The organism is Streptomyces sp. NPDC043726 (assembly GCF_056436565.1).
In genome coordinates this window covers 54,073-79,079 of record NZ_JBWKCI010000007.1, presented here as the reverse complement: position 1 = coordinate 79,079, position 25,007 = coordinate 54,073, and the positions used below count along the sequence as shown (strand labels likewise).

Annotated in this window: 26 protein-coding genes and 1 other RNA gene; 5 read left to right on the top strand and 22 right to left on the bottom strand. The window is 70.7% G+C overall.

Translation table 11 applies throughout. The features are described from left to right. Position 1 precedes the first annotated feature (1 nt). From AC068Z_RS20960 to AC068Z_RS20950, 3 genes are all read right to left on the bottom strand, one after another. Positions 2–769 carry an anti-sigma factor family protein gene (locus AC068Z_RS20960; protein WP_478557410.1) on the bottom strand — a complete coding sequence of 256 codons (768 nt, stop codon included), beginning with the start codon at positions 767–769 and terminating at the stop codon, positions 2–4. Positions 770–819: 50 nt separating this feature from the next. Then, positions 820–1,404: a sigma-70 family RNA polymerase sigma factor gene (locus AC068Z_RS20955; RefSeq protein ID WP_078598885.1), complete on the bottom strand. Its 585-nt coding sequence runs from the start codon at positions 1,402–1,404 to the stop codon at positions 820–822. 278 nt (positions 1,405–1,682) lie between these two features. Next, positions 1,683–2,285, bottom strand: a complete 603-nt coding sequence (locus tag AC068Z_RS20950; protein ID WP_478557408.1) for a CGNR zinc finger domain-containing protein — start codon at positions 2,283–2,285, stop codon at positions 1,683–1,685. A gap of 165 nt (positions 2,286–2,450) precedes the next feature. Here AC068Z_RS20950 and AC068Z_RS20945 point away from each other — a divergent pair, with 165 nt between their 5' ends. Further along, entirely contained in the window at positions 2,451–2,924 is a 474-nt protein-coding gene (locus tag AC068Z_RS20945) for an anthrone oxygenase family protein (protein ID WP_478557406.1), read from the top strand. A gap of 82 nt (positions 2,925–3,006) precedes the next feature. On the opposite strand, the gene AC068Z_RS20940 is transcribed toward AC068Z_RS20945, so the two are convergent. The 3 genes from AC068Z_RS20940 to AC068Z_RS20930 form a co-directional block, all read right to left on the bottom strand. Further along, entirely contained in the window at positions 3,007–4,167 is a 1,161-nt protein-coding gene (locus AC068Z_RS20940; protein ID WP_478557404.1) for a uroporphyrinogen-III synthase, read from the bottom strand. Positions 4,168–4,307: 140 nt separating this feature from the next. After that, the gene (locus tag AC068Z_RS20935) at positions 4,308–5,690 is read right to left on the bottom strand and encodes a nitrate/nitrite transporter (protein ID WP_478557402.1); all 1,383 of its coding nucleotides are present in this window, start codon (positions 5,688–5,690) and stop codon (positions 4,308–4,310) included. A 166-nt stretch (positions 5,691–5,856) separates the two neighbouring features. Next, complete coding sequence (locus tag AC068Z_RS20930) at positions 5,857–6,588, bottom strand: hypothetical protein (protein WP_478557400.1); 732 nt, start codon at positions 6,586–6,588, stop codon at positions 5,857–5,859. A gap of 107 nt (positions 6,589–6,695) precedes the next feature. Here AC068Z_RS20930 and AC068Z_RS20925 point away from each other — a divergent pair, with 107 nt between their 5' ends. Together AC068Z_RS20925 and AC068Z_RS20920 are read left to right on the top strand one after the other, a co-directional pair. After that, positions 6,696–7,319: a hypothetical protein gene (locus AC068Z_RS20925; protein ID WP_478557399.1), complete on the top strand. Its 624-nt coding sequence runs from the start codon at positions 6,696–6,698 to the stop codon at positions 7,317–7,319. Between the two features lie 26 nt (positions 7,320–7,345). Further along, complete coding sequence (locus tag AC068Z_RS20920) at positions 7,346–7,846, top strand: hypothetical protein (RefSeq protein WP_478557397.1); 501 nt, start codon at positions 7,346–7,348, stop codon at positions 7,844–7,846. Here AC068Z_RS20920 and AC068Z_RS20915 read toward each other — a convergent pair. From AC068Z_RS20915 to AC068Z_RS20875, 9 genes are all read right to left on the bottom strand, one after another. Beyond that, a complete protein-coding gene (locus AC068Z_RS20915; protein WP_478557395.1) occupies positions 7,829–8,422 on the bottom strand; it encodes a hypothetical protein in 594 nt (197 codons plus the stop codon). The two genes, AC068Z_RS20920 and AC068Z_RS20915, sit on opposite strands and share 18 nt — an antisense overlap. An 8-nt stretch (positions 8,423–8,430) precedes the next feature. Then, on the bottom strand, positions 8,431–9,822 hold the full coding sequence (locus tag AC068Z_RS20910; protein WP_478557393.1) for a WXG100 family type VII secretion target: 1,392 nt from the start codon (positions 9,820–9,822) through the stop codon (positions 8,431–8,433). Continuing rightward, on the bottom strand, positions 9,819–10,121 hold the full coding sequence (locus AC068Z_RS20905) for a DUF6317 family protein (protein ID WP_315885592.1): 303 nt from the start codon (positions 10,119–10,121) through the stop codon (positions 9,819–9,821). Before AC068Z_RS20905 ends, AC068Z_RS20910 begins: the two co-directional genes overlap by 4 nt. After that, positions 10,118–10,717 carry a hypothetical protein gene (locus AC068Z_RS20900; protein ID WP_478557390.1) on the bottom strand — a complete coding sequence of 200 codons (600 nt, stop codon included), beginning with the start codon at positions 10,715–10,717 and terminating at the stop codon, positions 10,118–10,120. Before AC068Z_RS20900 ends, AC068Z_RS20905 begins: the two co-directional genes overlap by 4 nt. Before the next feature lie 36 nt (positions 10,718–10,753). Beyond that, the gene (locus AC068Z_RS20895; RefSeq protein WP_478557388.1) at positions 10,754–11,131 is read right to left on the bottom strand and encodes a hypothetical protein; all 378 of its coding nucleotides are present in this window, start codon (positions 11,129–11,131) and stop codon (positions 10,754–10,756) included. A 71-nt stretch (positions 11,132–11,202) separates the two neighbouring features. Continuing rightward, entirely contained in the window at positions 11,203–12,405 is a 1,203-nt protein-coding gene (locus tag AC068Z_RS20890; RefSeq protein ID WP_478557386.1) for an acyltransferase family protein, read from the bottom strand. Then, the gene (locus AC068Z_RS20885) at positions 12,402–14,573 is read right to left on the bottom strand and encodes a bifunctional polysaccharide deacetylase/glycosyltransferase family 2 protein (RefSeq protein WP_478557384.1); all 2,172 of its coding nucleotides are present in this window, start codon (positions 14,571–14,573) and stop codon (positions 12,402–12,404) included. Before AC068Z_RS20885 ends, AC068Z_RS20890 begins: the two co-directional genes overlap by 4 nt. Continuing rightward, positions 14,573–15,871, bottom strand: a complete 1,299-nt coding sequence (locus AC068Z_RS20880) for a DNA polymerase III subunit gamma/tau domain-containing protein (RefSeq protein ID WP_478557382.1) — start codon at positions 15,869–15,871, stop codon at positions 14,573–14,575. Before AC068Z_RS20880 ends, AC068Z_RS20885 begins: the two co-directional genes overlap by 1 nt. A gap of 157 nt (positions 15,872–16,028) precedes the next feature. Next, complete coding sequence (locus AC068Z_RS20875; protein ID WP_478557380.1) at positions 16,029–16,985, bottom strand: LysR family transcriptional regulator; 957 nt, start codon at positions 16,983–16,985, stop codon at positions 16,029–16,031. Positions 16,986–17,069: 84 nt separating this feature from the next. Between AC068Z_RS20875 and AC068Z_RS20870 the strand changes: the two genes are divergently transcribed. Further along, a complete protein-coding gene (locus tag AC068Z_RS20870; protein ID WP_478557378.1) occupies positions 17,070–18,299 on the top strand; it encodes an MFS transporter in 1,230 nt (409 codons plus the stop codon). Here the strand turns inward: AC068Z_RS20870 and AC068Z_RS20865 are convergent. From AC068Z_RS20865 to ftsE, 7 genes are all read right to left on the bottom strand, one after another. Then, positions 18,263–19,240 carry an extracellular catalytic domain type 1 short-chain-length polyhydroxyalkanoate depolymerase gene (locus AC068Z_RS20865; protein WP_478557376.1) on the bottom strand — a complete coding sequence of 326 codons (978 nt, stop codon included), beginning with the start codon at positions 19,238–19,240 and terminating at the stop codon, positions 18,263–18,265. The genes AC068Z_RS20870 and AC068Z_RS20865 overlap by 37 nt on opposite strands. Positions 19,241–19,349: 109 nt before the next feature. Next, positions 19,350–20,354 carry a DUF4232 domain-containing protein gene (locus AC068Z_RS20860; protein WP_478557374.1) on the bottom strand — a complete coding sequence of 335 codons (1,005 nt, stop codon included), beginning with the start codon at positions 20,352–20,354 and terminating at the stop codon, positions 19,350–19,352. Between the two features lie 194 nt (positions 20,355–20,548). After that, positions 20,549–20,917, bottom strand: a transfer-messenger RNA (tmRNA) gene (gene ssrA / locus AC068Z_RS20855). A 100-nt stretch (positions 20,918–21,017) separates the two neighbouring features. Further along, the gene (gene smpB / locus AC068Z_RS20850; RefSeq protein ID WP_451727100.1) at positions 21,018–21,560 is read right to left on the bottom strand and encodes an SsrA-binding protein SmpB; all 543 of its coding nucleotides are present in this window, start codon (positions 21,558–21,560) and stop codon (positions 21,018–21,020) included. Between the two features lie 62 nt (positions 21,561–21,622). After that, positions 21,623–22,786, bottom strand: a complete 1,164-nt coding sequence (locus AC068Z_RS20845) for a S41 family peptidase (protein WP_478557372.1) — start codon at positions 22,784–22,786, stop codon at positions 21,623–21,625. Between the two features lie 68 nt (positions 22,787–22,854). Next, a complete protein-coding gene (ftsX, locus tag AC068Z_RS20840) occupies positions 22,855–23,772 on the bottom strand; it encodes a permease-like cell division protein FtsX (RefSeq protein ID WP_451726997.1) in 918 nt (305 codons plus the stop codon). A 40-nt stretch (positions 23,773–23,812) separates the two neighbouring features. After that, complete coding sequence (gene ftsE / locus AC068Z_RS20835) at positions 23,813–24,502, bottom strand: cell division ATP-binding protein FtsE (protein WP_186286574.1); 690 nt, start codon at positions 24,500–24,502, stop codon at positions 23,813–23,815. A 234-nt stretch (positions 24,503–24,736) separates the two neighbouring features. On the opposite strand from ftsE, the gene AC068Z_RS20830 reads away from it, so the two are divergent. Continuing rightward, positions 24,737–24,928, top strand: coding sequence for a hypothetical protein (locus AC068Z_RS20830; RefSeq protein WP_451727000.1), 192 nt, complete (start codon positions 24,737–24,739; stop codon positions 24,926–24,928). Positions 24,929–25,007: the final 79 nt, after the last annotated feature.

Sequence of the window (25,007 nt, the reverse complement as noted above, 5' to 3'; positions counted from 1 at the left end):
GTCATACGGCCACCTCGACCAGACGCTTGCCCTCGAACGTCATGACCTCGAAGCGCTCGATCTCCTCGGGCGCGAAGGCCGCTCCGCCGTGCACGTACAGCGGCTGCCGGGCCTGTTCGGTCTTGGCGTTCGCGATGCCGTAGCCCCACTTCGGGACCGACCAGGAGGTGATCGTCTCGCGCTCGCCGTTCTTGCCCACGGCGATCAGGGAGCACTTCTCGGGTCCGGTGACGTTCTTCAGTTCCAGCACGGCGTGGGTGCCCCAGGCCTTGGGCTCCATGGCGACCGTCGCGGAGACCTTGGTGGAGGCGTCCCGGCCGGCGACCCGGTCGGTGATGACGTCGAAGGCGGCCTTGGCCGGGCTGGTGGCGTGCGCCTCGTTGGCCGTACCGCCGCCGTCGGTGGTGGCGATGGCGGCGACCGGGCCGCCGATGATCAGGGCGGCTGCCGCTGCCACCATGTAGAAGCTGCGGCGGCGGGTCAGCGCGCGGCGCTCGGCGACCTCGTCGACGAGGTTCTGCACCAGGCGCGGACTGGGCTTGGCCGACAGCGACTCGCCGATGGCGGGCGTGCCGGAGCCCGGCAGGTCCGCGAGCGCGGCCAGCATCGGCTCCATCCCGGCCAGCTCGTCGAGCTGCTGGGCGCACCATTCGCAGGTGGCGAGGTGCATTTCGAAAGCGGTTGCTTCGGCGTCGTCGAGAATCCCGAGGGCGTAGGCGCCGACGGTCTCGTGCTCGTTCGCGCCCGAAGGGCCCTGCGATCCCTGCATGGGGCCAGACATACCCGGACCCCCTGCTCCGTATCCCCCGTATGTGTTCATCACGCCGTCACCCCCCGCTCCTCCAGTGCCAGCTTCATCGACCGCAGGGCGTAGAACACCCGTGAGCGGACGGTTCCGCTGGGTATCCCCAGCGTCTCGGCCGCCTCGTTGACGGTACGCCCCTTGAAATACGTCTCGACGAGCACCTCCCGGTGGGCGGGGGTCAGGTCGTCGAGCGCGTCCGACAGCGTCATCAACCACAGCGCCTTGTCGATCTCGTCCTCCGCGGGGATGACCTCCAGCGGCGACGGATCGACCTCCTGCGGCCGGGCCTGCCGGCTGCGGTGGCCGTCGATGACGATGCGGCGTGCGACCGTCACCAGCCAGGGGCGTACCGATCCGGTCGCTCGATTGAGCTGGCCGGCGTTCTTCCAGGCACGGATGAGCGTCTCCTGCACGACGTCCTCGGCGCGCTGCCGGTCACCGGCGACCAGCCGCAGGACGTACGCGAGCAGGGGTCCGGCGTGCTCCCTGTACAGAGCACGCATCAGCTCCTCGTCAGGTTCCACCGAGGGCTGGGACATGCGATGTCGGGCCCTCGATCCACGTTCATTGGCCACGGCCGCATCCTTGCGCACGCCCACCTCCGGTGTCCCCGTTTCATCTGGGCTCCCCCAGCCGGTCGCTCCACCACCGGTACGCAACGCACGCGTTGAGTGTTCAAACCCGGCTGACAGTTTTCTCCCGGGTGACATGACGGAGGGGACACGAGGGCACATTCCCCCGCCAATGTCTTTACAATTTCGCCACGCACGCCGGGAGCGACCGGCTTGGTACGGACCAGCCGAAGGTAAACGGCGTGTAATCGAAATCACTTCGACAGCGGCGGACCCGAAGTGCGTGAAAGGGACTTAACGGATCGTCAGGCGCGGGCGAGCGCCGCCCTGCGCCGATGCCGGGCGACCCGTTCCCGGTTCCCGCACACCTCGCTGCTGCACCAGCGGCGCCGGCGTCCGCGCGAGGTGTCGAGGTAGACGATCGGGCAGTTGTCCCCCTCGCACTGCCGCAGCGCGGCCCGGGCGACCGGATCGGTGAGCAGCTCCACGGCGTCCCGGGCGACGGCGGCGAGCAGCGCCGGGCGCTCGGGCGGCCCCTCCAACTCCCGCACGAGGGTGCCGTCCTGAGCACGGATCGCGCGCGGGGCCGGTGGTGAGGTGCGGGCCGTCTGGTTCACCCGGGCGAGCGCGCGGTCGTACGACGACCAGGACCTGACCTCGGCGGAGAGGACGCCGCGGACCAACTGGCCGATACGTCCGCGCAGTTCCCGGAAGTCGAGGAGCCATGGGTCGTCGACGTGGGCGAGGGGGGTCCCGGCCGGGACGAGTCCGGACCCGGTGATCCAGGCGCACAACACCTCGACCGAGTCGAGCCGCTCGCCCGGATGCGTGGTGGAGAGGAGATCCAGACAGAGCCGTCCGGCGTCGAAGCGCAGCTCGTACGAGACCGTGGCCGTACCCAGTGCCATGTGCCTGTCACCGCCTAGGGGTCACCCCGGGACCGGCCCCGGACGAACCGTTCCCTCTAACAGTGCCTTCCCGCTTCCGCGCCCGGAACCCCTAGTGGACGCGCGCTTATGCGTGCGCGCGTCATGGCCATGTCCGGGGCGGTGGGCCCTGGATTGACTGGACGCATGACGACGAGGACAGCGACTCTCACGGCGGCCACGATCACCACGGGCCTGCTGGCCGGCACGTTCTACGCCTTCGCCTGCGCGGTGATGCCGGGGCTGGCCCGCAGCGAGGACGAGGTCTACGTCGAGGTGATGCGCGACATCAACGAGGTCATCCAGAACCCGGTGTTCCTGCTGAGCTTCCTGGGAGCGCCGGTGCTGACGGGCCTGGCGGCATGGCGGCTGCGGCACGACGGGCGCCGGTGGTGGGTGTGGGCGGCCGCCGCCGCGAACGTCCTCGCCCTGCTGCTGACGTTCGCGGTGAACATCCCGCTGAACGACGCCTTGGCGGGGGCGGGGGATCCGTCGGAGCTCCGGGAGGACTTCGAGGGGCCGTGGGTGACGTGGAACGCGGTGCGGGGGGTGCTGGTGACGGTGGGATTGGGGTGCCTGGCAGCAGGCCAGGCGGCACCCCGCGAGCGCGGGCGAGCGTGAACCCGGCCCACCCGCGCCCCGGCGGACCCGCACGCGTACGACGACGCGTTCGCGTACTACGACTACGGTTCGCGTACTACGACTACGCGTCCGCGTACTTCGCGTCCGCCGCCGGATCCAGGGCCAGCCGGTACCCCCGCTTCACCACCGTCTGGATCAACTTCGGTGTGCCCAGCGCCGACCGGAGTCGGGCCATCGCCGTCTCCACCGCGTGCTCGTCCCGGCCCGCACCGGGCAGCGCCCGCAGCAGCTCCGCCCGGGCCACCACCCACCCCGGCCGCCGCGACAGCGCCCGCAGCAGGGACATCCCCGCCGGCGGAACCGGCCGCAGCACCCCGTCGACCAGCACCGCGTGCCCCCGGATCTCCACCCGATGTCCCGCCACCGGCAACGCCCGCGCCCGCGAGGGCAGTTCCTGGCACAGCAGCTGGACCAGCGGGCCGAGCCGGAAGCGTTCGGGCTGGACCGTGTCGACACCCAATGCCTGCAACGGCAACGCCGTCACCGGACCCACGCAGGCCGGCACCACATCGTGGCTCAGCGCCGACAGCAGCTCCGGCAGCAGCCCCCGCTCCTCCGCCCGCGACAACAGCGACGCGGCGGCCGGAGCGCTCGTGAAGGTCAACGCGTCCAGCCCACGGGTCACGGCCGCGTCCAGCAGCCGGTCCACCGGCGAGATGTCCTCCGGCGGCATCCACCGGTACACCGGCACCCCCACGACCTCCCCGCCCCCGGCCCGCAGCGACTCCACGAACCCCGGCAGCGGCTCGCCGTGCAGCTGTACGGCGATACGGCGCCCGTCGACGCCCTCCTCCAGCAGCCGGTCCAGCACCTCCGCCATCGACTCCGACGACGGCGACCAGTCCTCGGTCAGACCCGCGGCGCGTATCGCACCCTTCACCTTCGGCCCGCGCGCGAGGAGTTCCACCCCGCGCAGCCGGTCCAGCAGGTCCTCCCCGAGCCCCCACCCGTCGGCGGCCTCGATCCATCCCCGGAAGCCGATCGCGGTCGTCGCCACGACCACGTCCGGCGCCTGGTCGACGATCTCCTTGGTCGCGGCCAGGAGTTCACCGTCGTCGGCCAGCGGCACGATGCGCAGGGCGGGCGCGTGCAGGACGGCGGCACCGCGTCGCTGCAGCAGCGCCCCCAGCTCGTCGGCGCGGCGCGCGGCGGTCACCCCTACGGTGAACCCCGCGAGAGGGCCGTGTTGCCCTTGGTCGGGCTTGTGCTGTTCGTCGTACATAACTCTCGTCCCGCACTCGAGTCGTCACATGTCGGGTTACGCCCGCATGCACGGGTTGCACCCGCATGCCGATCGAGCCTGTCAACGGTCCGTGACAGGCTCGGTTCGGCTTGATGTCGGCGGTGTTACGTCACACCTGCTCAGACCTCGGCATAGCTGAGCTGCGGCTTCGCCTCCGAAGCGGCCGTGGAGGCGTGCGGATGGGCGGTCGTACGGCGAAGGTATACGGCCCAGGTGACCGCGAAGCACACGCCGTAGAAGGCGAGGAAGGCGACGAAGGCGCCGGTGCCGGAGCCCACCGAGAGGAAGGACTGGCGGAAGGCGAGGTTGATGCCGAGTCCGCCGAGCGCGCCCACCGCGCCGATCAGGCCCATGGAGGCGCCGGACAGCCGGCGGCCGTAGGCGGCGGCCTCCTCGCCCTCCAGACCCTTGGCCAGGGCCTTGGCGTGGAAGATGCCGGGGATCATCTTGAACGTCGAGCCGTTGCCGAGGCCGCTCAGCACGAACAGCGCGATGAACGCGGTGGTGAACAGCGGCAGCGACTCCCGCATCGAGGCGACGATGACCACCGAGGTGGCGGCGGCCATGGCGACGTAGTTCCACAGCGTGATCCGCGCCCCGCCGAACCGGTCGGCGAGCGCACCGCCGACGGGCCGGATCAGCGAGCCGAGCAGCGGGCCGATGAAGGTGACGTACGCGGCCTGGAGCGGCGTACGGCCGAACTGGGTCTGCAGGACCAGTCCGAAGGCGAAGGAGTAGCCGATGAACGACCCGAACGTCCCGATGTAGAGGAAGGACATGATCCAGGTGTGCCCCTCCCTCACCGCGTCCTTGGCGGCGCCGGTGTCGTTCTTCACCGACGAGATGCTGTCCATGTACAGCGCGGCGAGCACGGCGGCGACGACGATCAGCGGGATGTAGATCCCGAGCAGCAGGCGCGGCCCACCACTGGCGCCGATGACCGCCAGGCCGACCAGCTGCACGACGGGCACGCCGATGTTTCCGCCGCCCGCGTTGAGGCCGAGCGCCCAGCCCTTCTTCCGCAGCGGGAAGAAGGCGTTGATGTTGGTCATGCTGGAGGCGAAGTTGCCGCCGCCGACGCCCGCGAGCATCGCGCAGAGCAGGAAGGTCGTGAACGACGTCCCCGGCTCCATCACGGTGAACGCGGCGACCGTCGGCACCAGCAGCAGGCTCGCCGAGATGATCGTCCAGTTCCGGCCGCCGAAGATCGCGACCGCGAAGGTGTACGGCACCCGGACGACGGCGCCGACCAGGGTCGCCATCGAGACGATGGTGAACTTGTCGGCCGGGGTCAGTCCGTACTCCGGGCCCATGAAGAGCACCATGACCGACCACAGGGTCCAGATCGAGAAGCCGATGTGCTCGGAGAGGACGGAGAAGAACAGGTTCCGCCGGGCGATCTTCTCGCCCTTCTCGTTCCAGAAGGTCTCGTCCTCCGGATCCCAGTGATCGATCCAGCGGCCTCCCCTGCTCGCGGCGGGGGCAGTGCTTGGGGCTGTCATGACGCCTCCACGGGGCTCCGGGCTCAGGTCGTACTCCAGGGAGTGGCTGATCCCGAAGGTAGGGAGGGCGCGTTTCCTGCCTGTGGCACTGGGTGACCGGAAAGGAACTTTGCTCTCACCGCAGGAGGCGGTGGGATGAGAGGTTCCCGTGACGGGGGGTGGCGGGTCAGGGGTGCCAGTGGGGGTTCTGCTGCTGAGGGTAGGGCTGGGGCGGGTACGGCTGCGGCGGGTACGGCTGCCCGTACGCCTGGGGAGGCACGGCGCCGTAGGGGCTGTTGGCGAACGGGTTCTCCTGCCCGGGCACCCGGACCCCCGCCGGGAGATACCGCAGCCGGCCGGTGGCGTCGTGGACCGGCTGGAAACCGGCCGCCTGGAGACGCGCGGCGAACTTGGCGTTCCGCTTGCGGTTGACGACGAAGGCGATGCCGAGGCCGCCGATGAGCAGAGCCTCCAGCACACCGGCGATGATCCAGGTGATGCTCCCCTGGCTGGACTGCATCGCGACGGCGAGACACCCGACGGTGCCGCCGAGCGCACCCAGCAGCATCCGCTTCTCGGCGCTCTTGCCGGTGAGGTCGAAATTGATCCGCGCCTTGAGCAGCTCGAAGGCGTCCGGTACCAGGGGCGGCACGGAGACTCCGTCGCCGGCGTTCGGATACTGCGCCCAGTTCTGCGCGGCGCGGGCGCGGGCGTGAGGGCTGTGGTCGGGCACGAGCAGCATGACGAGCGCGGAGTTGTGGCTGCCCCCCTGGCGCACATCCGCGTACTCGTAGCCGAACTGCTGCGCGATGAAGGCGAGCCGGGCCAGCTTCTTCACGGAGGCCAGGGGACTGGTGAGCTCAACGGGCTCCCCATGCGCCATCAGCCCCAGCATCTTCCGCACCTGCCGCTTGCTCATCAACACCCTCCCCGTTGTTCACTTGCGCAACGCGGCCAGTGTTCCATGAGGGTCTGACAGCGGGAACCGCGAGAAGCGGGTTCACCGGATCCTGGTGTGGGGGACTCGTGGAGGAACACGTACTGGCTCGGTCGGTCATCGCTCCGCTCGGCGGTCTGCTGGAGATCGGCGCGGTGACGGCGACCGGCACCTGGGACCCGGCCGGTGCCTCGCTGGGCGCCTTCCTGGCGGAGCGCGAGGGCGAACTGACCCGCATCCTGGCCGGTGTCCGCCGCCTGTGCGCGTTCGGGCCGGTCTTCACAAAGGTCGCCGACGAACTGGGGTACTTCAGCGACCACGACATCACCGCGCCCTCCCTTCTCCTCTGGTCGGGTCTCCTCTGGTCGGGCGGAGTGGAAGGCGTACGGCCCGGCCTGGCGCACCCGACGGCCGTACGCCGTATGTGCCGCGCGGGAGCGGATCTCCAGCTGACGGAGTTCCTGCACGCGCTGGTCACGGCGGCGCTGGTGGCGGGGACGGACGCGGCCGCCGGTGCCCGGGAGCTGACCGGGATCCTGTCGCTGGCCACCGGCCTGGCGGACGGCACCGGACACCGCACCCCCGCCACAGCCTTCCGCGCCTGGCGGCTCCGGTATCTGGTCCCCGTACTCCGCCCGGACTCGGGGGCACCGGAGAGCGGGAAGGAGGGGTTCCGGGCGTATGAGCGGGCCTTGGACGCCGTTATCCTCTAGCGGATCCCACAGGGAGGGGAGAGTCCATGTCCGCCGAGTCCACGCCCGAGCGTACGAAGGCGCAGCGCTCGCTTGCCGGGAACATCGTCTTCGGCGCGGGAGCCGTCGGCGTACTGGCGACGACGGTGCTCGGGGCGTTCGCCGCCGTGGCGCTGCTGAAGTCGCCGCTGTCCGGACCGGTGCCGGAGGACGGGGAGCACGCGCTGGTCGTCGGGTGCGTCGGGCTCGGTGGCATCGTGGGGCTGATGGTGCCGATCGTGCTGTGGGGCATGGTGCGGGGCACCGAGGACACCCCCCGGGTCGCGCCCGGCGAGGCCCTGCGCAAGATCCTCGCCGTGCTGGTCTTCGGCGCCTGGCTCGTGGTCGTCGGCCTGTTGGTCGCCCAGCTCGGTCACGTCCTCCCCCGCGACCTCACCACCACCGTCGCCGTCCTCGCCGTCGGCTTCAGCTGGATGCCGCTCGCGATGGTCCCCTGGGAGAAGCTGGGGCTCGCCGGCCTGGTGCCGACGTCACGCAAGGCGCACTGAGTCCGCCAACTCGTCGGCCACCTTCGACAGTTCCTCACCGAGCCCGAGCGACGTCCACAGCAGCCGGCACTCCAGGGCCGTCGCGTGCCGGGTGGGCAGGACGTAGTGGGCGACGCCCTCGATGATCACGCCGCTGTCGGACTCCGGTGCCGTGGGTTCCTGGCGGTGGACGCGGAGGGCGGGTCCGAGGGGGAGCTCGACCTCCCTGATGCCCTGCCCGCCCCCGAAGTACGGCCCCTCCGCCCGCCCCGCCTCGGCGCGGAAGGCGGCCAGGCTCCGGGACTGCGGCGGAACCCGCAGCTCACGGACCGTGTAGCTGGCGATGATCGCGTCCCGGCGTGGCGCCAGCACGGCGGCGCACAGCGCGCCCTGCCGTACGGCGACGCCCCAGTACCAGAGGAGGTCGTAGGCGAAGGCCGTACGGAGTTCCTCCCCGGCCTCCTCGTCCAGGTGCCGTTCGGCGACGCCGAGCGCCCAGCGCTCGGGGTCCTCGTTGCGCAGGTCCAGCACGAGCCAGTTGTGCGCGGCGGGCAGTTCGACCCGGCACTCCCGCCACTCGTCCGTCGTAGCTCCCATGCCGGTGCTCACACTCCCGCCAGCGACGCGTCGGAGCCGGTGACGTCGATCTCGGGATCGCCGCCGAACAGTCCGACGAAGCTCCTGGTGTCGGATCCGGCGCCGGTGGCTGTGCCGCCGAGGCCCAGCGAGTTGTAGGCGATGGCCTGCTTGAACGCGTCCGGCGTCCCGATGAAGCTCAGGTCGGACGGGTCGATGTTCTTGATCCGGGTCAGCTCGTCGACCATGCCGGGACCGGCGTACATGCTGGCCAGACCGCGCGCACCGGCCGTGTTGTAGGCGTCGCGGGCGGCGGAGAAGTTGTCGCCGACCTTGAACAGGTCCCGCCAGTTGCTGCGGATGGTGCCGAGGTCGTCGACGAAGGAAGTGGGCAGTCCTCGGAAGGCGGCGCCCAGGGAGACGTCGGGGAGGGCCGCGCCCGGGGTCGCCCCCGCGCGGGCGCCGACCATGGCCTCGACGAGGTCGCGCCGGGCGGCGGAGGAGAGGTTGGGGTGCCAGCCACGGACGTACTGCGTGGCGGCGGTCCAGACGCGGCTGCGTCCGACGGTGGCGGCCATCTTGGCGCCGGCGGAGAAGACCCGCCCGATGCCGAAGGTTGCGAGCCCGAGCACATCGATGGCGACATCGCCCCAGGAGCCGTCACCGTTGATGGCGAGCAGCACGTGGCAGACGAGCGAGATCGCCGTCATGACGAGGGCGATCGTGCCGAGCACGGCGGCGAGGGCCTGTCCGATGACGGGAATCCACCCGACGACCAGGGCGAGCAGTCCGCACACCGCCGCGATGGCCCCGGCGATGTCGCTGACGAGCTTCAGGGTGTCCCGCAGATCGTCGAGCCAGGAGTCGTTGAGCCCGTCGCCCTCGGTGGTGTCGTGAATCTTCTTGGCGGCCTTGTCCCCGGCCTCCTTGTGCCGGGTCTTGAGCCCGGAGAGCTTCTCGCGCAGCCCGTCGAGGTCGTCCTGAAGGTCGGAAGCGGCCTTGTCGAGCTTCTTCTGCCCGGCTTCGTCGGTCCCCTCGGGCGGGTTGGCGGCGCTGGACTTGGCGGAGGTCAGCGCGCCGGCCTTGGTCTCGGCCTGGGTGAGCAGCTTGTCGGCCTCGCCCTGGACCGACTCCAGCTCGGTGCAGTACTCCTTGAGCGCGGAGCCGGCGTCGGCGTAGCGGTCGTGCGCCTTGCTCACGTTCTTGGCGGTCTCGTTCGCCTTCTCGGCGAAGGCCCGTCCGGCGTCGGAGTCCCAGCTCTCCAGGTTGCCGATACGGCGGAGGGCGGCGGCGGTGTCGGTGATGGTCTTGGCGGTGGCGGCGAAGCGCCGGGAGAGCGCCTGCATGTCGTGGAGGTCACCGGGGACGGGGTCGGTGCTCTCCCCGAGCACCTCCCAGCGGTGGTCGGCGGGCCGGGTCACTTCTTCTTCCCCTTGCCCACGAGCGCGTCGTAGAGCGCGGTGTCCAACTCCGTGTACGCCTTGCCCGCCTCATGGGCGAGCGTGCCGAGCCCTTTGATCTCCTCGATCATCTTCTTGCGGTTGTCGTCCCACCCGTCGGAGAACTCCTGCAACCGCTCGTGCAGGGTCTGGTGCCCGACCGTACGGCGGTCATAGGCGTCCATCAGCTTGTCGAGCCCTTCGAGCTCGGTGGCGACGGTACGCAACCCGGTACCGGCGGTGCGGAGGTCGTCGGTGGAGACCTTGAGTTTCTTGCTCACGCCGGTATCTCCCTCTCCTCGGTCGGCTGATGCCAGCGCAGGGTGCCGGCCACGGCGTCGAAGAGTCCGACCATGGCGTCCGCGATGGGCTCCAGAGGCGTGCTGAAGGTGAGGAGCAGCACCTCGTCCCGCTCGGGGACGGGCACGAAGTACTCCACGATCGTGTCGTCGAACTCGGTTCCCAACTTCCGGGACTGCTTGGGCCGCTCACGTCGCAGCAGCCGCGCGGCGGGGCCGGCGGCGGGCAGCTTGACGGGCTCCACCTCCCCGGACCCGGCCAGCGCGACGACGGCGTCGAGACTGTCGAACTTCTCGAAGAGCCGACAGACGAGGAGAGAGGCGGAAAGCGGAATCCCCCCGGCCTCGAGGAAGGACAGGTAGAGCACGACGCCCCCCTGCTCAACCCCCGCGTCGGCAGCCCCGAGCAACTGCTCCTCGGCCTTCCGCCGCAACACGGGCTGATCGTCGACCCCGGCGAACTGCCGCTTGATGAGCGCGGCGACGGACGCCTCCATCCGCTCCCGCGGCTGAAGGGGGACGCGATACCAGTCCTCGGGCGTGATCAACCCGAACACGGGCGCCCGCGTGTCGGTCATGGAGAGCTCCTGATGGCGCAAACGTGACGGCACAAATCAGCGCCACGCTATCGGCTCCCGACGCACGCAGGAAGCGGGGCAGTGCCTCAGCGGAACTGTCGCCGGGCGCCTCGCTCGGTCACGGGGAAGCAGCCGGTCAAGCCCGGCCAAGAAGATGGCGACCGGCGGCTCGTCCTCCGCTGTGAGCAGGTCCCAGAGGCGATCGTTGAAGGCCGCCCAGCTCCCGGCCCCCTGATCCGGGAAGGCGAGCGCCGCTGTCAATCGCGTGAGCACCACGTCCTCGGCGTTCGCCATCTCCAGCGGGAGCGCGACTCGAACCACGCGAAAGCCGAGTTCGGCAACCGCCCGCGCGATCGATTCCGAGTCCTCCACGAGGAAAGGCCTCGACTTCAACTGTGGCAGCTCAGCCACCACATCGACCCAGACCCTCGGAGGTCTGGATGACTCAGCATCCACAGTCCGGTCCCTGAAGCGCCCCGGCGAGGTCACGCCTTGCGTCTGGCGCCGCCCCGTTTCACCCCGTTCGGCCACAGTCTCGGGCGGCGCTTCGCCGCGAGGTCCTCGATCCAGCCCACTGAGAGGATCGTGAGGCCGATCAGGGGCCAGACCAGGAAGAACATCCAGATCAGGTAGGTGGAGTCCAGGGCCGCGACCGCCTGTTCGCCCTGCATGAAGGGGAGTTCGTAGAGGTTGTCCAGGATCGGGACCGTGGCCATGATCAGCATGTTGTGCCAGAGGTAGATCGTGACCGCACGGTTGTTGGAGAGGGTGATCAGCTTGTCCCATCTGCGCAGGCCGCCCGGAAGTTCCTGCCAGGACGGGCTGTAGATCAGCAGGATCACGACGAAGCCGAAGGACCAGGTCGCCTGGGCCAGCGGGATGTCGTTCAGGTCCCAGCCGTCCGGGCCGAGGTGGCCGGAGGCCCACCACAGGCCGAAGGCCATCAGCAGCGAGGAGCAGGACACGGCGACATAGCGCGGGATACGGGCCAGCAGCCCCTCGTGGTGGGCGAAGCCCAGCACCCAGCAACCGCCGTAGACCGCGAAGTCCGTCACCGCGTTGCCCGTTTCACCGGGGATCGTCACAACTCCCGTGCCCACGATCGCCGTCAGCCCCAGCGGGGCCAGCAGCGTCGGCCAGGGGGCCCGGCGGAAGCACCACAGCAGCAGCGGGGACGCCACCACGAACCACAGGTAGGCGCGCAGGTACCAGAGCGGTCCCGCCGCCTGCACCGCCCACGAGTCCTCCAACAGGCCCGACTTCGAGCCGATGTGCCAGGGGAACGGCGGTGCGCCGATCGGGATGATGTAGTTGACCAGCTCCAGCAGCGCCCAGGTCGGGCTGTCCTCCGTGTTCTTCGTGGGGTTCCAGCCGCCCGCGAACATCAGTGTCAGCACCACCGCGCTGAACGCCCACAGCGGCGGCAGGAGCCGGCGGACCCGGCCCTTGATCACACCCCACGCCGGGCGGTTCAGCGAGCGGGCCATCAGGGACCCGGCCAGCGCGAACATCACGCCCATCGACGGGAACAGCACCGTCAGCCAGGCCCAGCCGAAGAGGTGGTAGACGACCACGCGCACCAGGGCGATGGAGCGGAGCAGGTCCAGGTAGCGGTCCCGGCCCGGACGCGCGGGGGCGGCTGGTGGGGACTCCACGTCGTACGACTGCTGCGACATCTCCTGTGTCATCCCACCGGCCTCCGATCCCGGCTCGCGACCGGACCGCCCGGCGCCTCGACCACACCCGTCCGCCGCAGCTTCTGCCAGCGCAGCCGGCCGCCGGTGAGCGCGGTGATCCAGGACTGGAGCAGGACCACGTACATCAACTGGCGGTAGAGGATCTGCTGGAGCGGGAGCGAGATCAGGTGCGTCATCCGCTCCTTGTCCAGGCGGAACGCGTACGCCGCGCACACCGCCTGAATGGCCAGCACGCCCAGCCACGCCACGATCGTCTTCTGGGTCGGTCCGAAGACCAGGCCGTACAGCAGGAACACGTCGATCAGGGGAGCCAGCAGCGGCGCCACCACCATGAACAGCGACACCAGTGGCAGGCCCACCCGGCCGAAGCGGCCCGAGGGACCGCTCTCCACCAGGGCCCTGCGGTGCTTCCAGATCGCCTGCATGGTGCCGTAGGACCAGCGGTAGCGCTGGGACCACAGCTGCTGGACCGTCTCCGGGGCCTCGGTCCAGGCGCGGGCCTTCTCCGCGTAGACCACGCGCCAGCCGTCCCGGTGCATCGCCATCGTGATGTCGGTGTCCTCGGCGAGCGTGTCCTCGCTCATCCCGCCGACGCGCTCCAGAGCCGTACGGCGGAAGGCTCCCACCGCCCCCGGGATCGTCGGCATGCAGCGCAGCATGTCGTACATCCGGCGGTCCAGGTTGAAGCCCATCACGTACTCGATGTGCTGCCAGGCACCGATGAGGGAGTCCCGGTTGCCGACCTTGGCGTTGCCCGCCACCGCGCCCACGCGCGGGTCGCCGAAGGGCTGGACGAGCTCACGGACCGTCGACGGCTCGAAGACCGTGTCGCCGTCCATCATGACCACGATGTCGTAACGGGCGTTCGCCAGGCCCCTGTTCAGCGCGGCCGGCTTGCCCGCGTTCAGCTGGCGGATCACCCGGACGTTCGGCAGGCCCATCGCCTCGACGATCCGCGCGGTGCCGTCGGTCGAGCCGTCGTCGATGACGAGGATCTCGATCGGGTGCTCGCTCGCCATCAGGGAACGGACGGTGTTCTCGATGCACTTGGCCTCGTTGTACGCGGGCACCAGCACCGACACCGGTTCCGTCACCGGCGGGCCCCAGCTGAAGCCGCGTCTGCGCACCCTGCGCGCGTGCGCGCCGGACAGGACGAGCATCAGCACGAACCGGCTGATCACCAGGAACCCGATGATCGCGAGCCCGACCACCAGCACGGCGGTGATGTTGTCGGAGGCCTGGACCAGGAAGATCCACGCCTTGCCCTTCCACAGGTCGATGCCGCTGACCGGGCTGTGCGCGCTGGGCGCGCCGAGGGCCTCGGTGAGGTTGTCGAACTCGTAGCCCTTGGCCTGCATGTCCGGCAGGAACCGGTCCAGGGCCTGCACCGTCTGGTGGCGGTCGCCGCCGGAGTCGTGCATCAGGACGATCGCGCCCTGGCCGCCCTTGGGGGTGGCCCGGCGGATGATCTCGTCCACGCCCGGCTTGCGCCAGTCCTCGCTGTCGGTGTTGTTGACGACCGTGATGTAGCCGCGGGAGCCGATGTACTCGGTCACCGGCCAGGACTTGTTGTCCATGGCGGCGGAGAAGGAGGAGTACGGCGGGCGGAACAGGGACGTGCGGATACCGGCCGCGCCGCTGATCGCGAGCTGGTTCTGGGACAGCTCCCAGTCGATGCGCTTCTTCGACTGGTAGGAGAGGTCCGGGTGGTTGAAGGTGTGCAGACCGATCTCGTGGCCCTCGTCCACCATGCGCTTGACGAGGTCCGGGTAGCGCGAGGCCATGGTGCCGGTGACGAAGAAGACCGCGTGCGCGTCGTACCTCTTCAGCACGTCCAGGACCTTGGGCGTCCACTCGGGGTCGGGGCCGTCGTCGAAGGTGAGGACGAGCCGGTGGTCCGGCATGTCCATGGTCTCGGTACGGCCGCTGCGGGCGTCGATGACCGGGCCGCCCTTGAGCACCTGCTCGGGGACGCGGTCGGACGCGGTGGCGGGGCGGACGCGGTGGTCCGCCAGGATCTCGCTGTGCACGTACCCGCGCAGCATCAGCATCGCCATCAGCGCGGCGAGGACGAGCGTGGGCAGGAGCAGGCGCATGGGCACGCGGCGGCGCCTGGGACCGCCGGGGGATATGCCCCGGCGGCTGGTACGGGAGGCCATCAGAGGGTGTGCTCCGGGGACGGGTCGTTCGGGGTTGCGGCGGGGTTCTCAGCGGCGACCGCATCGGTGCCGGCGCCTCCGGCGTCGCCACCGCCCTCGGTAGGAGTCGGTTCCGACGTGGGCTCGCCGGTCTCCGTCGGGGTGGGGTCGGGGTCGGGCGTGGTCCCGGTCTCGGTGGGGTCGGGGTCGACGGGCGTCGGGTCGAGGTCCGGCGTCGTCGGCTTCGTCGCGGTCGGTTCGGGGTCGGTGCCCGGCTCCTCGGTGGTGGCTGAGGCGTCCGGGGCGGTGGCGCCGGCCTCCGGGGAGGGGGTCACTCCGTCACTGACGGAGGGGGAGGCGCCGGGCGTCGCCGCGTCCTCATCGCCGGCCGGCGCCGACTCGGCGGGCAGCGGCGGGGTGTCCACCTGACCGGCCGGGGTGTCCTGCTTCGGGTCCTTGACGGGGAGCCAGGGCGCGTTGGAGTTCCCGGACAGCACGGTGGCGACGATCACGACGGCGTAGACGGCGCAGGCGATGGCGACGACCATGCCGAGCCGCCGGAAACGGCGGCTGCGCCGGCCGGACGCGTCCACGAACACGGGCCCGTCGGAGCCCTCCGCGCCCCCGCCGCCCGCAGCGCCCGGGGCCGCCCGCAGCGAGCCGTCGAGGTGGAGTCCGACGCTGTCGAGCTGGATGGTGACCTCGTGCGGGTCATGGGCGACCCCGGCCTCGGGCGCCTCACCCCACGGGTCACGGACCACGGCGTCGGGGGCGGTCGCCTCGGGAGCGGCCGTACGACTCACGGCTTCGGGGGCGGTGGTACGGCCCACACCCTCGGGGACGATGGTCCGGCTCACGGCTCCGGGCGCGGTCGTACGGCTCACGGCTTCGGGCGCGGTCGTACGGCTCGCGGCTCCGGGCGCGGTCGTACGGCTCACGGCTTCAGGCGCGGTCGTACGGCTCGCGGCTCCGGGCGCGGTCGTACGGCTCACGGCTTCAGGCGCGGTCGTACGGCTCACCGCACGCGCGGTGCCCTCGCGGGGCATGAACGCCTCGCCCGCCGCCTTGCGCCCGCCCGTCCTCGGCAGCGCCTCGCTGTGATCGAACCGGTCGAACGCCGACAGCAGTTCCGTCAGATCGGCCTCGGAGCCCTCCGCGACCTTCGGCAGCACCGTCGTCGCCTCGGCCTCCGGCGCCGCCGTTCTGTTCGCGGCGGTCTCCGGGAACGCCTGGGTGGCACCCTGCGCCGTCGGATTCGTCTGAGTTCCGGATGCCGCCTCGGGCCACTCCGGTTGGGCGTCTTCTCGCCAATTGTTCACGCGCACTCATCCCCCCACGGGAGCCTTCCGGGTGCGCGTACGACACTGAGCACCCGTCGATCGTCACCGGGCCCCCACCCGGTCCGAGCGCCCCCTCTAGCACACTGTGCTCAGGCCAAGAATGTAGCGCACGAGTGAGTTCCATGTTTGCCGCGTGTCAGTTGTGGACCCGCATCGTGACTTTGTCACTGTCCGGAATCCATGCTTCAGCGGCTGGATTCAGCCACTCGTGCTCCGCGGCCAGCTCCGCCGCCGCCCGCCGCAGGGCGGCGAGCCCGGGGTGCACCAGTCCCCTGCGCCACACCAGCGACACCGGTGACAGGGGCACGGGGTCGGTCAGGGGCCGCAGCACCGAGGCGGGCATGGCGGGGAAGTCCACGACGGCGAGGACCGGGGTACGAGTCTTGGCCATGATCCGCCGGAACTCCTCGTGCCCGACGGCGAGCGGAGCGGGGGCCGCGATCTCGATGCCGCGCCCCTCGAACAGCCGCCGCGCGAGGTCCGTCCACTCCGGGGTCCGCGGATTCCCGGCGCCGGCGTACACCGTCTCCCCCGCCAGCGCGGACAGCGGCACCTCGGCCAGCTCCGCCAGCGGATGGTCCTCGGGCAGGATCACCGCCATCGGCTCGTAGCGCACGGGCTGCTGCTCGAGGCCCGCCCGCAGCGCCGGCGCCAGCCCCGCGAACCGCCCGAAGGACACGTCCAGGCGCCCGGCGAGCAGTTCGGCCGCGGCTCCCGTCAGACCGCTCTCGTAGCGGGCCATCAGCTCATGGCCGGACGCCAGCTCGCGGGCCCGCTCCAGCACCCGCGTCCCGGTGCCGAGCCCCGGGGAGTTCACGTCGACCAGCAGCGGCCGGGCCTGCCCGAACGCGGCGAGCAGATCGTCCTGCGCCGCGAGCGCCCGCCGGGCGTGCGGCACCAGCCGCTCCCCGTCCGCCGTCAGCGTCACCTGCCGGGTGGTCCGGACGAACAGCTCGGCGCCCAGCTCCCGCTCGAGGCGCCGTACGTCCCGGCTGAGCGCCTGCTGGGCGACGTAGAGCCGGGCGGCGGCGCGGGTGAAGTGCAGTTCCTCGGCGACCGCGAGGAAGGCGCGCAGGAGGCGGGGATCGGGCATGACGGGGAATTTACAACGCCGCCGCGTGAATCCGTACGGAGAAGGTGTTGGACCCTTTGATCCACTCCGGGCGACGGTAGGCGCATGCCTCACCAGTACCTCCGCCTCTTCGCCATACCCGGCGCCCGGGCCTTCACCGCCGGGAACCTCATGGCCCGTCTGCCCATGGGCATGTTCAGCGTGAGCGCGGTCCTGATGATCGCCGAAACGCGCGGGTCGTACGCCCTCGCCGGCGCCGTCGTCGCGACCGGGCTCGCGGCGACCGCGCTGGTCGCCCCCTGGACCGCGCGGCTGATCGACCGGCACGGACAGGCCCGTGTCGCCCTGCCCGCCACCCTCCTCGCGACCCTGGGCGACCTCGCGCTGGTGCTGTGCACGCACCGGGGCGCCCCCGACTGGACCCTGTTCGCCGCGTACGCCGCCACGGCGACCACCCCCAACATCGGAGGCATGGCCCGCGCCCGCTGGGCCCATCTGCTGAAGGGAGACCCGGCGGCGCTGCACACCGCGAACTCCTTCGAGCAGGCGGCGGACGAGCTGTGCTTCATGCTGGGGCCGGTGCTCGCGGCCTTCCTGTGCGGCACGTGGTTCCCGGAGGCCGGCACGCTCACCGGAGTGGTGCTGCTCGTGACGGGCATGGCGCTCTTCACCGCCCAGCGCTCGACCGAACCGCCGGTCCGGCCGGGAACGACGCCGACGCGGCCGCCGTACCGGGCGCCGGGCATGCCCGCGCTGCTCGCCGTGTGCCTGGCGATGGGCGCGGTGTTCGGCACCCTGGAGGTCGTCACGATCGCGTTCGCGGACGAGCAGGGACACCCCACCGCGGCCGGCGCGGTCCTCGCCCTCCAGGCGGGCGGCTCCTGCGCGGCGGGGCTGCTGTACGGCGCCCTGGGGTCGGGCGGCAGCGCCGAGCGCCGCTACCCGTGGTGCCTCGCGGCGATGGCCGTACTGCTGACGCTCCCCCTGCTCACCGCGTCCCTCACCGGCTCCCTCGTCCTGCTGGCGGGCGCCCTCCTGGTCTCCGGCATGGCCACCGCCCCGACGATGATCACCAACATGACCCTGATCCAGGAGCGCACCCCCGAGGGCCGCCTCAACGAGGGCATGACCCTGGCGGTGACCGGCCTGCTCGGGGGCATCGCCCTCGGCAGCGCGGCCGGCGGCTGGGTCGCGGAACACGTGTCGGCGCGCGCGGGGTACGGCGTACCGGTGGCGGCGGCCTGCGCGGCCCTGGTGCTCGCGCTCACGCAACGGACGTACGGGCTGCGGCGGTTCGGTCAGGCGCCGAGCCCCCAGGCCAGCCCGAGCCGGTAGGCGGCGCAGAGGTTCACGTCGAGGAAGTAGGCTCCGGCCGTCCCGCACTGCGTACCGCCGCTGCCCGGGTCGACGGGCTGGCCGTGGCCCATGCCGGTGACGCTGTAGGTCTCGACGACGGGCGTGCCCGCGGGGTCCCGGTAGACCTGGTGGGGGTACCCGGCCACGGAGTCGCTCACGTCCGCCGTCCGGTCGGCGCCGTGGACATCGGTCCACTGCTCCATGAGGTCGGTCATGTTGACGGGCTTCACGGTGTAGTCGGCGGTGCCCTGGAGGACGGTCAGCGTGGGCCAGGGTCCCCCGTAGCCGGGCCGCGCCGCCCGCACCCGGTCGCCCCACTGGTCCGGGGTCTGGGTGGCACCGACGTACATGCAGACGTACGGCGACCCCGCGGCCTGGGCGCAGCCGTACGGCAGCCCGGCGACGATGCCGCCCGCGCGGAACTTCTCCGGGTACGCGGCCATCATCACCGAGGTCATCCCGCCCCCGGCGGACAGTCCCGTGACGTAGACCCGCGACGGATCCCCGCCGGAGTCGGCGAGTTGCCGGTCCACCATCTGCGCGATCGACGCGGCCTCGCCCTGGCCGCGCTGGATGTCCGTGCTCTGGAACCAGTTGAAGCAGTTGGAGAGGTTGTTGCCGCTCTGCTGCTGCGGCAGGACGACGGAGAAGCCCCAGCGGTCCGCGAGTTGGGGCCAGCCGGTGCCGGTGCCGTATCCGGCGGCGTTCTGGGTGCAGCCGTGCAGGGCGACCACGACCGGCCGCCCCGCGGGCAGTCCGTCGGGGACGTACCGGTACATGCGCAGGGCGCCGGGGTTGGTCCCGAAGCCGGTGACCTCCTGGAGGGAGGCGGCGGACGCGGGCGCCGGGGTGAGGAGGACGGCCAACAGGGCCGTCAGGACGGCGAACAGGGGCAGGGTCGCGGCTCTGGTCTGTGTCATGGGGAGGGACCGTAGAACCGTGAACGACCCGCCGATATGGGGCCGGACACCATAGGCGGGGCTTGTGATGTGGAGCCCCAAGACCGTGAGTCGGGGGTGGGTCTGAGGACTACGGAGTCGAGAGGGCCTCGTCCTTCGCCCAGGCACTGACGCCGAGTTGGCCCGTGGTGCCGAGGTCGAACTCCGGGATGACCATGACGGGGGCCGCTCCCGGCTTGGCGTGGACCCGGGCGTAGGGGGCGTTCACGGGGGTGCCGGACTGGGTGGTGTTGCGCCAGGCGAAGGTGGCGCGGGCGGCCTCGCCCGGTGCGAGGGTCACGGGGCGCGCGGTGTCGTCGCCGAGGCCGGTGCTGATCTGCGCGGTGCCCTGGAGGATCCGTACCCCGTCGACCGCCTTGTGCTCCCCGTCGAGGAGTTCGATCTCCGGGTAGCCGTTGAGCTCGTAGGGCGTGCTGCCGCAGTTGACGAGGTGCAGGCCCACGACGCGCAGGCCCATGGCGGCGTCCCCCTGGTCCGTGTACACGTGGAGCCCGGACTTCGGGCAGGGACCCGACGCCGTGGACGCCTCGGCGTCCGGGACGCTGCGCACCTTGACGACCGAGATCCCGGACACCTCGGACGGCGAGCCCATGTCCGCGGTTTTGACCACGGTGCCCTTGACGGTCTTGCCCGGGCCGACCGACTCGATCGTCCGCTGCCCGTTGTCGGTCCCACCGCCCACGCCGCCGCGGAAGCCGAAGGTGATCGTGAAAGTCGCCGTCTCCTTACCGCGGTTGGTGACCTCGAAGTCGGCGGAGACGTCCGCCCCGGCGCACCCGCTGTCGGGGCCCCAGGAGTACAGGCCGGTGATCCTCACCTCGGCGTCCGCGTCGGCCGTGCCGTCGGCGGGCGGCAGCGGCAACGCCGACGGGGTGCCCGAGGGGGCGGCGGCGGGATCCGGCTCCTCGGCGTTCGGCGTGCCGTACCGCGGGAAGTCCGAGGGGCACAGGGTCTCGGCGGACACCGGCCCGCCTTCGCCGCCGGCGCGCGTGGAGCCCCCTTCCCCCGTTCCGCAGGCGGCGAGCAGCAGGGCACCGGCGAGGACGGCCGGGACGGCACGACGGGGGTTCGGCATCCGCCCACCTCATCAGGCGACGATCACCGCAGGCTGTGACGGGCGCCACATCACCCGTCACAGAGCTGTCACAGACCCCGCACATCACACAGCTCACGTCGGAACACACATGCCATCCCGGAACACGCATGACAAAGGCCCCGCCGCGCGAAGCGACGGGGCCTGTGCCCACATGGGGTAACCCCCGGAGGGGCTGGTGGAGATGGCGGGAATCGAACCCGCGTCCAACGGTGCGGAATCAGGGCTTCTCCGTGTGCAGTCTGGTACGAGTTTCTCAGCCCTCCGGATCACCCAGACAAGTCCGGAACGGGCTCAGTCACTGTTTGATTTCCCTCTTCACCCCGTGACCGGGATCAAGGTTTAGTCCCCTAGCTGATGCCAGGATCCGGGTCGGGAACAGCCCCGGGCTGACACTTCGCAAGTCGCTACTTAGGCAGCGAGGGCGAAGGAATCGCGCTTGGTGTTGGCGATTATTGGTTTCGGCCTGTGGTTTACGAGATCATGGCCGCTTCCTCGACACGCTTCCCCTGCTTCGACAGCCGCTGTCGAAACCGATCATCCCCATGTTGTTTTTTCAATCCCCCGAAGGGGCCGCGCACCCTCGGTGAGGTGCAGTGCCATCGTACGTGACCAACGCGGGCGCATGCCACCGTATTCCCGGCGTCAACCCGCCCGCTGCCTGCGCTTCGCCGCCGCGATGGCACGGTCCGACTCCCGCCGGTCCTGCTGCTCGCGCAGTGTCTGGCGCTTGTCGTACTCCTTCTTGCCCCGCGCGAGCGCGATCTCGGCCTTCGCGCGGCCGTCCTTGAAGTACAGGGCGAGCGGCACGATCGTGTGACCCGTCTCCCCCGCCTTGACCTCCAGCTTGTCGATCTCCTCGCGGTGCAGCAGCAGCTTGCGCTTGCGGCGCGCGGAGTGGTTGGTCCAGGTGCCCTGGGCGTACTCCGGGATGTGGGCGTTGTGCAGCCACGCCTCACCCCCGTCGACCTGGACGAACCCGTCGACCAGCGAGGCCCGGCCCTGGCGCAGCGACTTCACCTCGGTGCCGGTGAGGACGAGACCGGCCTCGAAGGTGTCGATGATCGCGTAGTCGTGGCGGGCCTTCTTGTTCTGCGCGACGATCTTGCGCTTGCCGCCCTTCTCGCCGTCCTTGGCCTTGGCGGCCGCCCCGCCCTTCTTGGGCTGGGCCTCCTTGGGTACGTACATTCCCTTGCTCATAGTGCCGTCCATTTTCGCACTACGGAGGGGGTCGGCGGGAAGCCGATTTTCTAGCGCGGGGCCAGGCCGCTGAGCACGGTCTCCGCCTGTTCCAGCGTCCCCGCGTCCGCCTCCAGGTCGGGCGTGAGGCCGTGGCCGTCGACGCCGCGCCCCGAGGGGGTGCGGTAGTGCCCGACGGTCAGCTCGGCGACGGAGCCGTCGGGCAGCCGGCTCGGCATCTGGACCGAGCCCTTGCCGAAGGTGCGCGAGCCCACCACGACCGCGCGGCCGCGGTCCTGGAGGGCGCCGGTGACCAGCTCGGCCGCGCTCATCGTGCCGCCGTCGACGAGCGCGACCAGGGGTCTGGTGGTGTCCCCGCCGGGCTCGGCGTGCAGGGCGCGCTGCTCGCCGTCGACGTCGTAGGTGGCGACCAGCCCGCCGTCGAGGAAGGCGGAGGCGGCGGTGACGGCCTCGGTGACCAGGCCGCCGGAGTTGCCGCGCAGGTCGAGGATGATCCCGGCGTCGGCCGGGGCATCGCCCAGGGCGGTGCGCACGGCCTTGCCGGAGCCCTTGGTGAAGGAGTCGATCCGGATCACGGTGACCCCGGCGGCGAGGCGGCGGACGGTGACGGAGTCGGTGGACAGCTCCGCGCGGCGCACGGTGAGGCTCCACGCGCGCGTGCCGCGCTCCAATCCGAGTTCGACCGCCGTACCGGCGGCCGCGTCGGTGGCGTCGCCGCGCAGTAAGGAGACGACCTCGGTGACCGGCCGCCCGTCCACCCGCTCACCGTCGACACTGCGCAGCCGGTCGCCGGCCTTGATCCCGGCGGTGGCCGCGGGCGACCCGGCACGCACCTTGGTCACCTCGATACGGCCGTCCCGCTCGCGCCGCGCCCACAGTCCGACGCCGGTGTAGCGGCCGTCGAGGGCCTCCTCGAACTCCTCGTACTCACCCTGGGAGTAGACGGCGCCCCAGCGGTCCCCGCTGCGGCTGACGGCGCGCTCGGCGGCCTCCATGGGGGACTTTCCGTCGGCCATGGCCTCGGCGGCCGCCTCGGCGACCTGCTCATGGCGGGCGGCGGTGGTCGAACGGGCCGTCCCCGGCGCCGACTTCCGGTCGGGGCCGGGCAGCGATCCGGTCGCCGCACCGGCGACGAGCACACTGGCGAACACCAATGTCAGGGCGGCCCCGCGGCGAATGCGACGGGGCTGGCAGAACAGGTCACGACCTGACATGCCGGTGAGTCTAGGACAACGCGAGGGGCCGTACGGTCGGTTGACCGGACGGCCCCTCTTGGCAAGAGTCACACCTTCAGGTACTTGCGGAGCGCGAAGAACGCCGCCAACGCGGGCATCAGGAAACTCGTCACGAGGATGAGCGGCAGATACTTCAACACCGCGTCCCAGCCGATGAAGTTGATCAGATTCAGCTTCTCGGACAGGGCCAGGCCGTGGTCGATGATGAAGTACCGCGCGACCACCAGGAACCCGCAGGCGACCGCGCCGCCGATGAGACCGGCGACCGCCGCCTCCATGATGAACGGCGCCTGGATGTAGAAGCCCGAGGCGCCGACCAGGCGCATGATCCCGGTCTCGCGCCGCCGGCTGAACGCCGAGACGCGCACCGTGTTGACGATCAGCATCAGCGCGACGACCAGCATCAGCGCCATGACCGCGCGGGCGGCCCAGTTCATGCCGTTGAGCAGCTCGAACAGGTTGTCCAGGATGCCCTTCTGGTCCTGCACCGACTGCACCCCGTCACGGCCGTCGAAGGCGGTGGCGATGACCTGGTACTTCTCCGGGTCCTCCAGCTTGATCCGGTACGACTCCTGCATCTGGTCCGGCGTGAGGGAGCTGGCCAGCGGGGAGTCGCCGAACTGCTCCTTGTAGTGCTTGTACGCCTGGTCCTGCGACTCGTACGTCACCGTGTCGACGACATTCATCTTGTCGAGGTCGGCGAGGATCTCCTTCTTCTGGTCCGCGGTCACCGCGCCCTTGGCGCAGTTGGGGTCGGACTCGGCGTCGCTCTTGTTGCAGAGGAAGATCGAGACGTTGACCTTGTCGTACCAGTAGCCCTTCATCGTGCTGACCTGGTCGCTCATCAGGAGCGACCCGCCGAACAGGGCGAGCGACAGGGCGACGGAGACGATGACGGCGAACGTCATCGTCAGATTGCGGCGGAGACCGACACCGATCTCGGAGAGTACGAACTGGGCGCGCATGGCGTCTGCTTCAAGCCTTTCCGTGGAACTCGCTGCGGTCTCAGTGCTGGTAGCCGTAGACGCCGCGGGCCTGGTCGCGGACGAGGCGGCCCTTCTCCAGCTCGATGACGCGCTTGCGCATCTGGTCCACGATGTTCTGGTCGTGCGTCGCCATCACCACGGTGGTGCCGGTCCGGTTGATCCGGTCGAGCAGCTTCATGATGCCGACGGAGGTCTGCGGGTCGAGGTTGCCGGTGGGCTCGTCGGCGATCAGCAGCTTGGGCCGGTTCACGAAGGCCCGCGCGATGGCGACGCGCTGCTGCTCACCACCGGACAGCTCGCCCGGCATCCGCTCCTCCTTGCCGCCGAGCCCGACGAGGTCGAGCACCTGCGGCACGGACTTGCGGATCTCGCCGCGCGACTTGCCGATGACCTCCTGCGCGAAGGCGACGTTCTCCGCGACCGTCTTGTTCGGCAGGAGCCGGAAGTCCTGGAACACCGTGCCCAGCTGGCGCCGCATCTGCGGCACCTTCCAGTTGGACAGGCGCGCGAGGTCCTTGCCCAGGACGTGCACCTGACCGTGGCTGCACCGCTCCTCGCGGAGGATCAGCCGCAGGAAGGTGGACTTTCCGGAGCCGGAGGACCCGACGAGGAACACGAACTCGCCCTTCTCCACTTCCAGGGAGACATCCCTGAGTGCGGGGCGGGTCTGCTTGGGGTAGACCTTGGATACGTTGTCGAATCGGATCACGGATGCACCACGGGTCGCCGGGGGTAGATGAGCGTGACCATACGCGAGTCGGGTGCGGGAGCGCAGGCACCGGTAGGGGTTGCGCAAGGGTTGTGCGGATTTGTTCCCGCTGTGAAAACACCCTCTCGGGAGCGCCCGGGCGGCCTGCGGAGGAACCTGGCACAGTAGAGAGGGGAACGTTCCGCGACCCTGAGGCGTTCTCCCACCGGAACACTCGGAAGAAGGGCGAGGCGCATGACGTACGACCGGCTGGTGTGCGCGAACTGCGCGGCGCCCGTGAACGAGGGCCGCTGCCCGGTCTGCCGGGCCAACCGCGAACGGCTCCAGCAGGAGAACCCGCTCGCGAACCTGACCCCGATGACGCTGATCGCACTGCTGGTGATTCTCATCGCGGCGGTCGCGCTGCTGGCGCACCAGACCGCGTAAGCCCTGCTCACAGCCACGACGAAGGGCCCGGAGCGTGCCTCGCTCCGGGCCCTTCGTCACACACGGTGCGCGTGCGTGC

Excerpts from the sequence above, each read along its gene's own strand:
- AC068Z_RS20875 (WP_478557380.1), bottom strand. The coding sequence starts at position 16,985 with ATGCCCGATCCCCGCCTCCTGCGCGCCTTCCTCGCGGTCGCCGAGGAA.
- AC068Z_RS20945 (WP_478557406.1), top strand. The coding sequence starts at position 2,451 with ATGACGACGAGGACAGCGACTCTCACGGCGGCCACGATCACCACGGGC.
- AC068Z_RS20870 (WP_478557378.1), top strand. The coding sequence starts at position 17,070 with ATGCCTCACCAGTACCTCCGCCTCTTCGCCATACCCGGCGCCCGGGCC.
- AC068Z_RS20865 (WP_478557376.1), bottom strand. The coding sequence starts at position 19,240 with ATGACACAGACCAGAGCCGCGACCCTGCCCCTGTTCGCCGTCCTGACG.
- AC068Z_RS20935 (WP_478557402.1), bottom strand. The coding sequence starts at position 5,690 with ATGACAGCCCCAAGCACTGCCCCCGCCGCGAGCAGGGGAGGCCGCTGG.
- AC068Z_RS20885 (WP_478557384.1), bottom strand. The coding sequence starts at position 14,573 with ATGGCCTCCCGTACCAGCCGCCGGGGCATATCCCCCGGCGGTCCCAGG.
- smpB (WP_451727100.1), bottom strand. The coding sequence starts at position 21,560 with ATGTACGTACCCAAGGAGGCCCAGCCCAAGAAGGGCGGGGCGGCCGCC.
- ftsX (WP_451726997.1), bottom strand. The coding sequence starts at position 23,772 with ATGCGCGCCCAGTTCGTACTCTCCGAGATCGGTGTCGGTCTCCGCCGC.
- AC068Z_RS20900 (WP_478557390.1), bottom strand. The coding sequence starts at position 10,717 with ATGACCGACACGCGGGCGCCCGTGTTCGGGTTGATCACGCCCGAGGAC.
- AC068Z_RS20930 (WP_478557400.1), bottom strand. The coding sequence starts at position 6,588 with ATGAGCAAGCGGCAGGTGCGGAAGATGCTGGGGCTGATGGCGCATGGG.
- AC068Z_RS20845 (WP_478557372.1), bottom strand. The coding sequence starts at position 22,786 with ATGTCAGGTCGTGACCTGTTCTGCCAGCCCCGTCGCATTCGCCGCGGG.
- AC068Z_RS20830 (WP_451727000.1), top strand. The coding sequence starts at position 24,737 with ATGACGTACGACCGGCTGGTGTGCGCGAACTGCGCGGCGCCCGTGAAC.
- AC068Z_RS20915 (WP_478557395.1), bottom strand. The coding sequence starts at position 8,422 with ATGGGAGCTACGACGGACGAGTGGCGGGAGTGCCGGGTCGAACTGCCC.
- AC068Z_RS20960 (WP_478557410.1), bottom strand. The coding sequence starts at position 769 with ATGCAGGGATCGCAGGGCCCTTCGGGCGCGAACGAGCACGAGACCGTC.
- AC068Z_RS20860 (WP_478557374.1), bottom strand. The coding sequence starts at position 20,354 with ATGCCGAACCCCCGTCGTGCCGTCCCGGCCGTCCTCGCCGGTGCCCTG.
- AC068Z_RS20920 (WP_478557397.1), top strand. The coding sequence starts at position 7,346 with ATGTCCGCCGAGTCCACGCCCGAGCGTACGAAGGCGCAGCGCTCGCTT.
- AC068Z_RS20950 (WP_478557408.1), bottom strand. The coding sequence starts at position 2,285 with ATGGCACTGGGTACGGCCACGGTCTCGTACGAGCTGCGCTTCGACGCC.
- AC068Z_RS20940 (WP_478557404.1), bottom strand. The coding sequence starts at position 4,167 with ATGTACGACGAACAGCACAAGCCCGACCAAGGGCAACACGGCCCTCTC.
- AC068Z_RS20890 (WP_478557386.1), bottom strand. The coding sequence starts at position 12,405 with ATGACACAGGAGATGTCGCAGCAGTCGTACGACGTGGAGTCCCCACCA.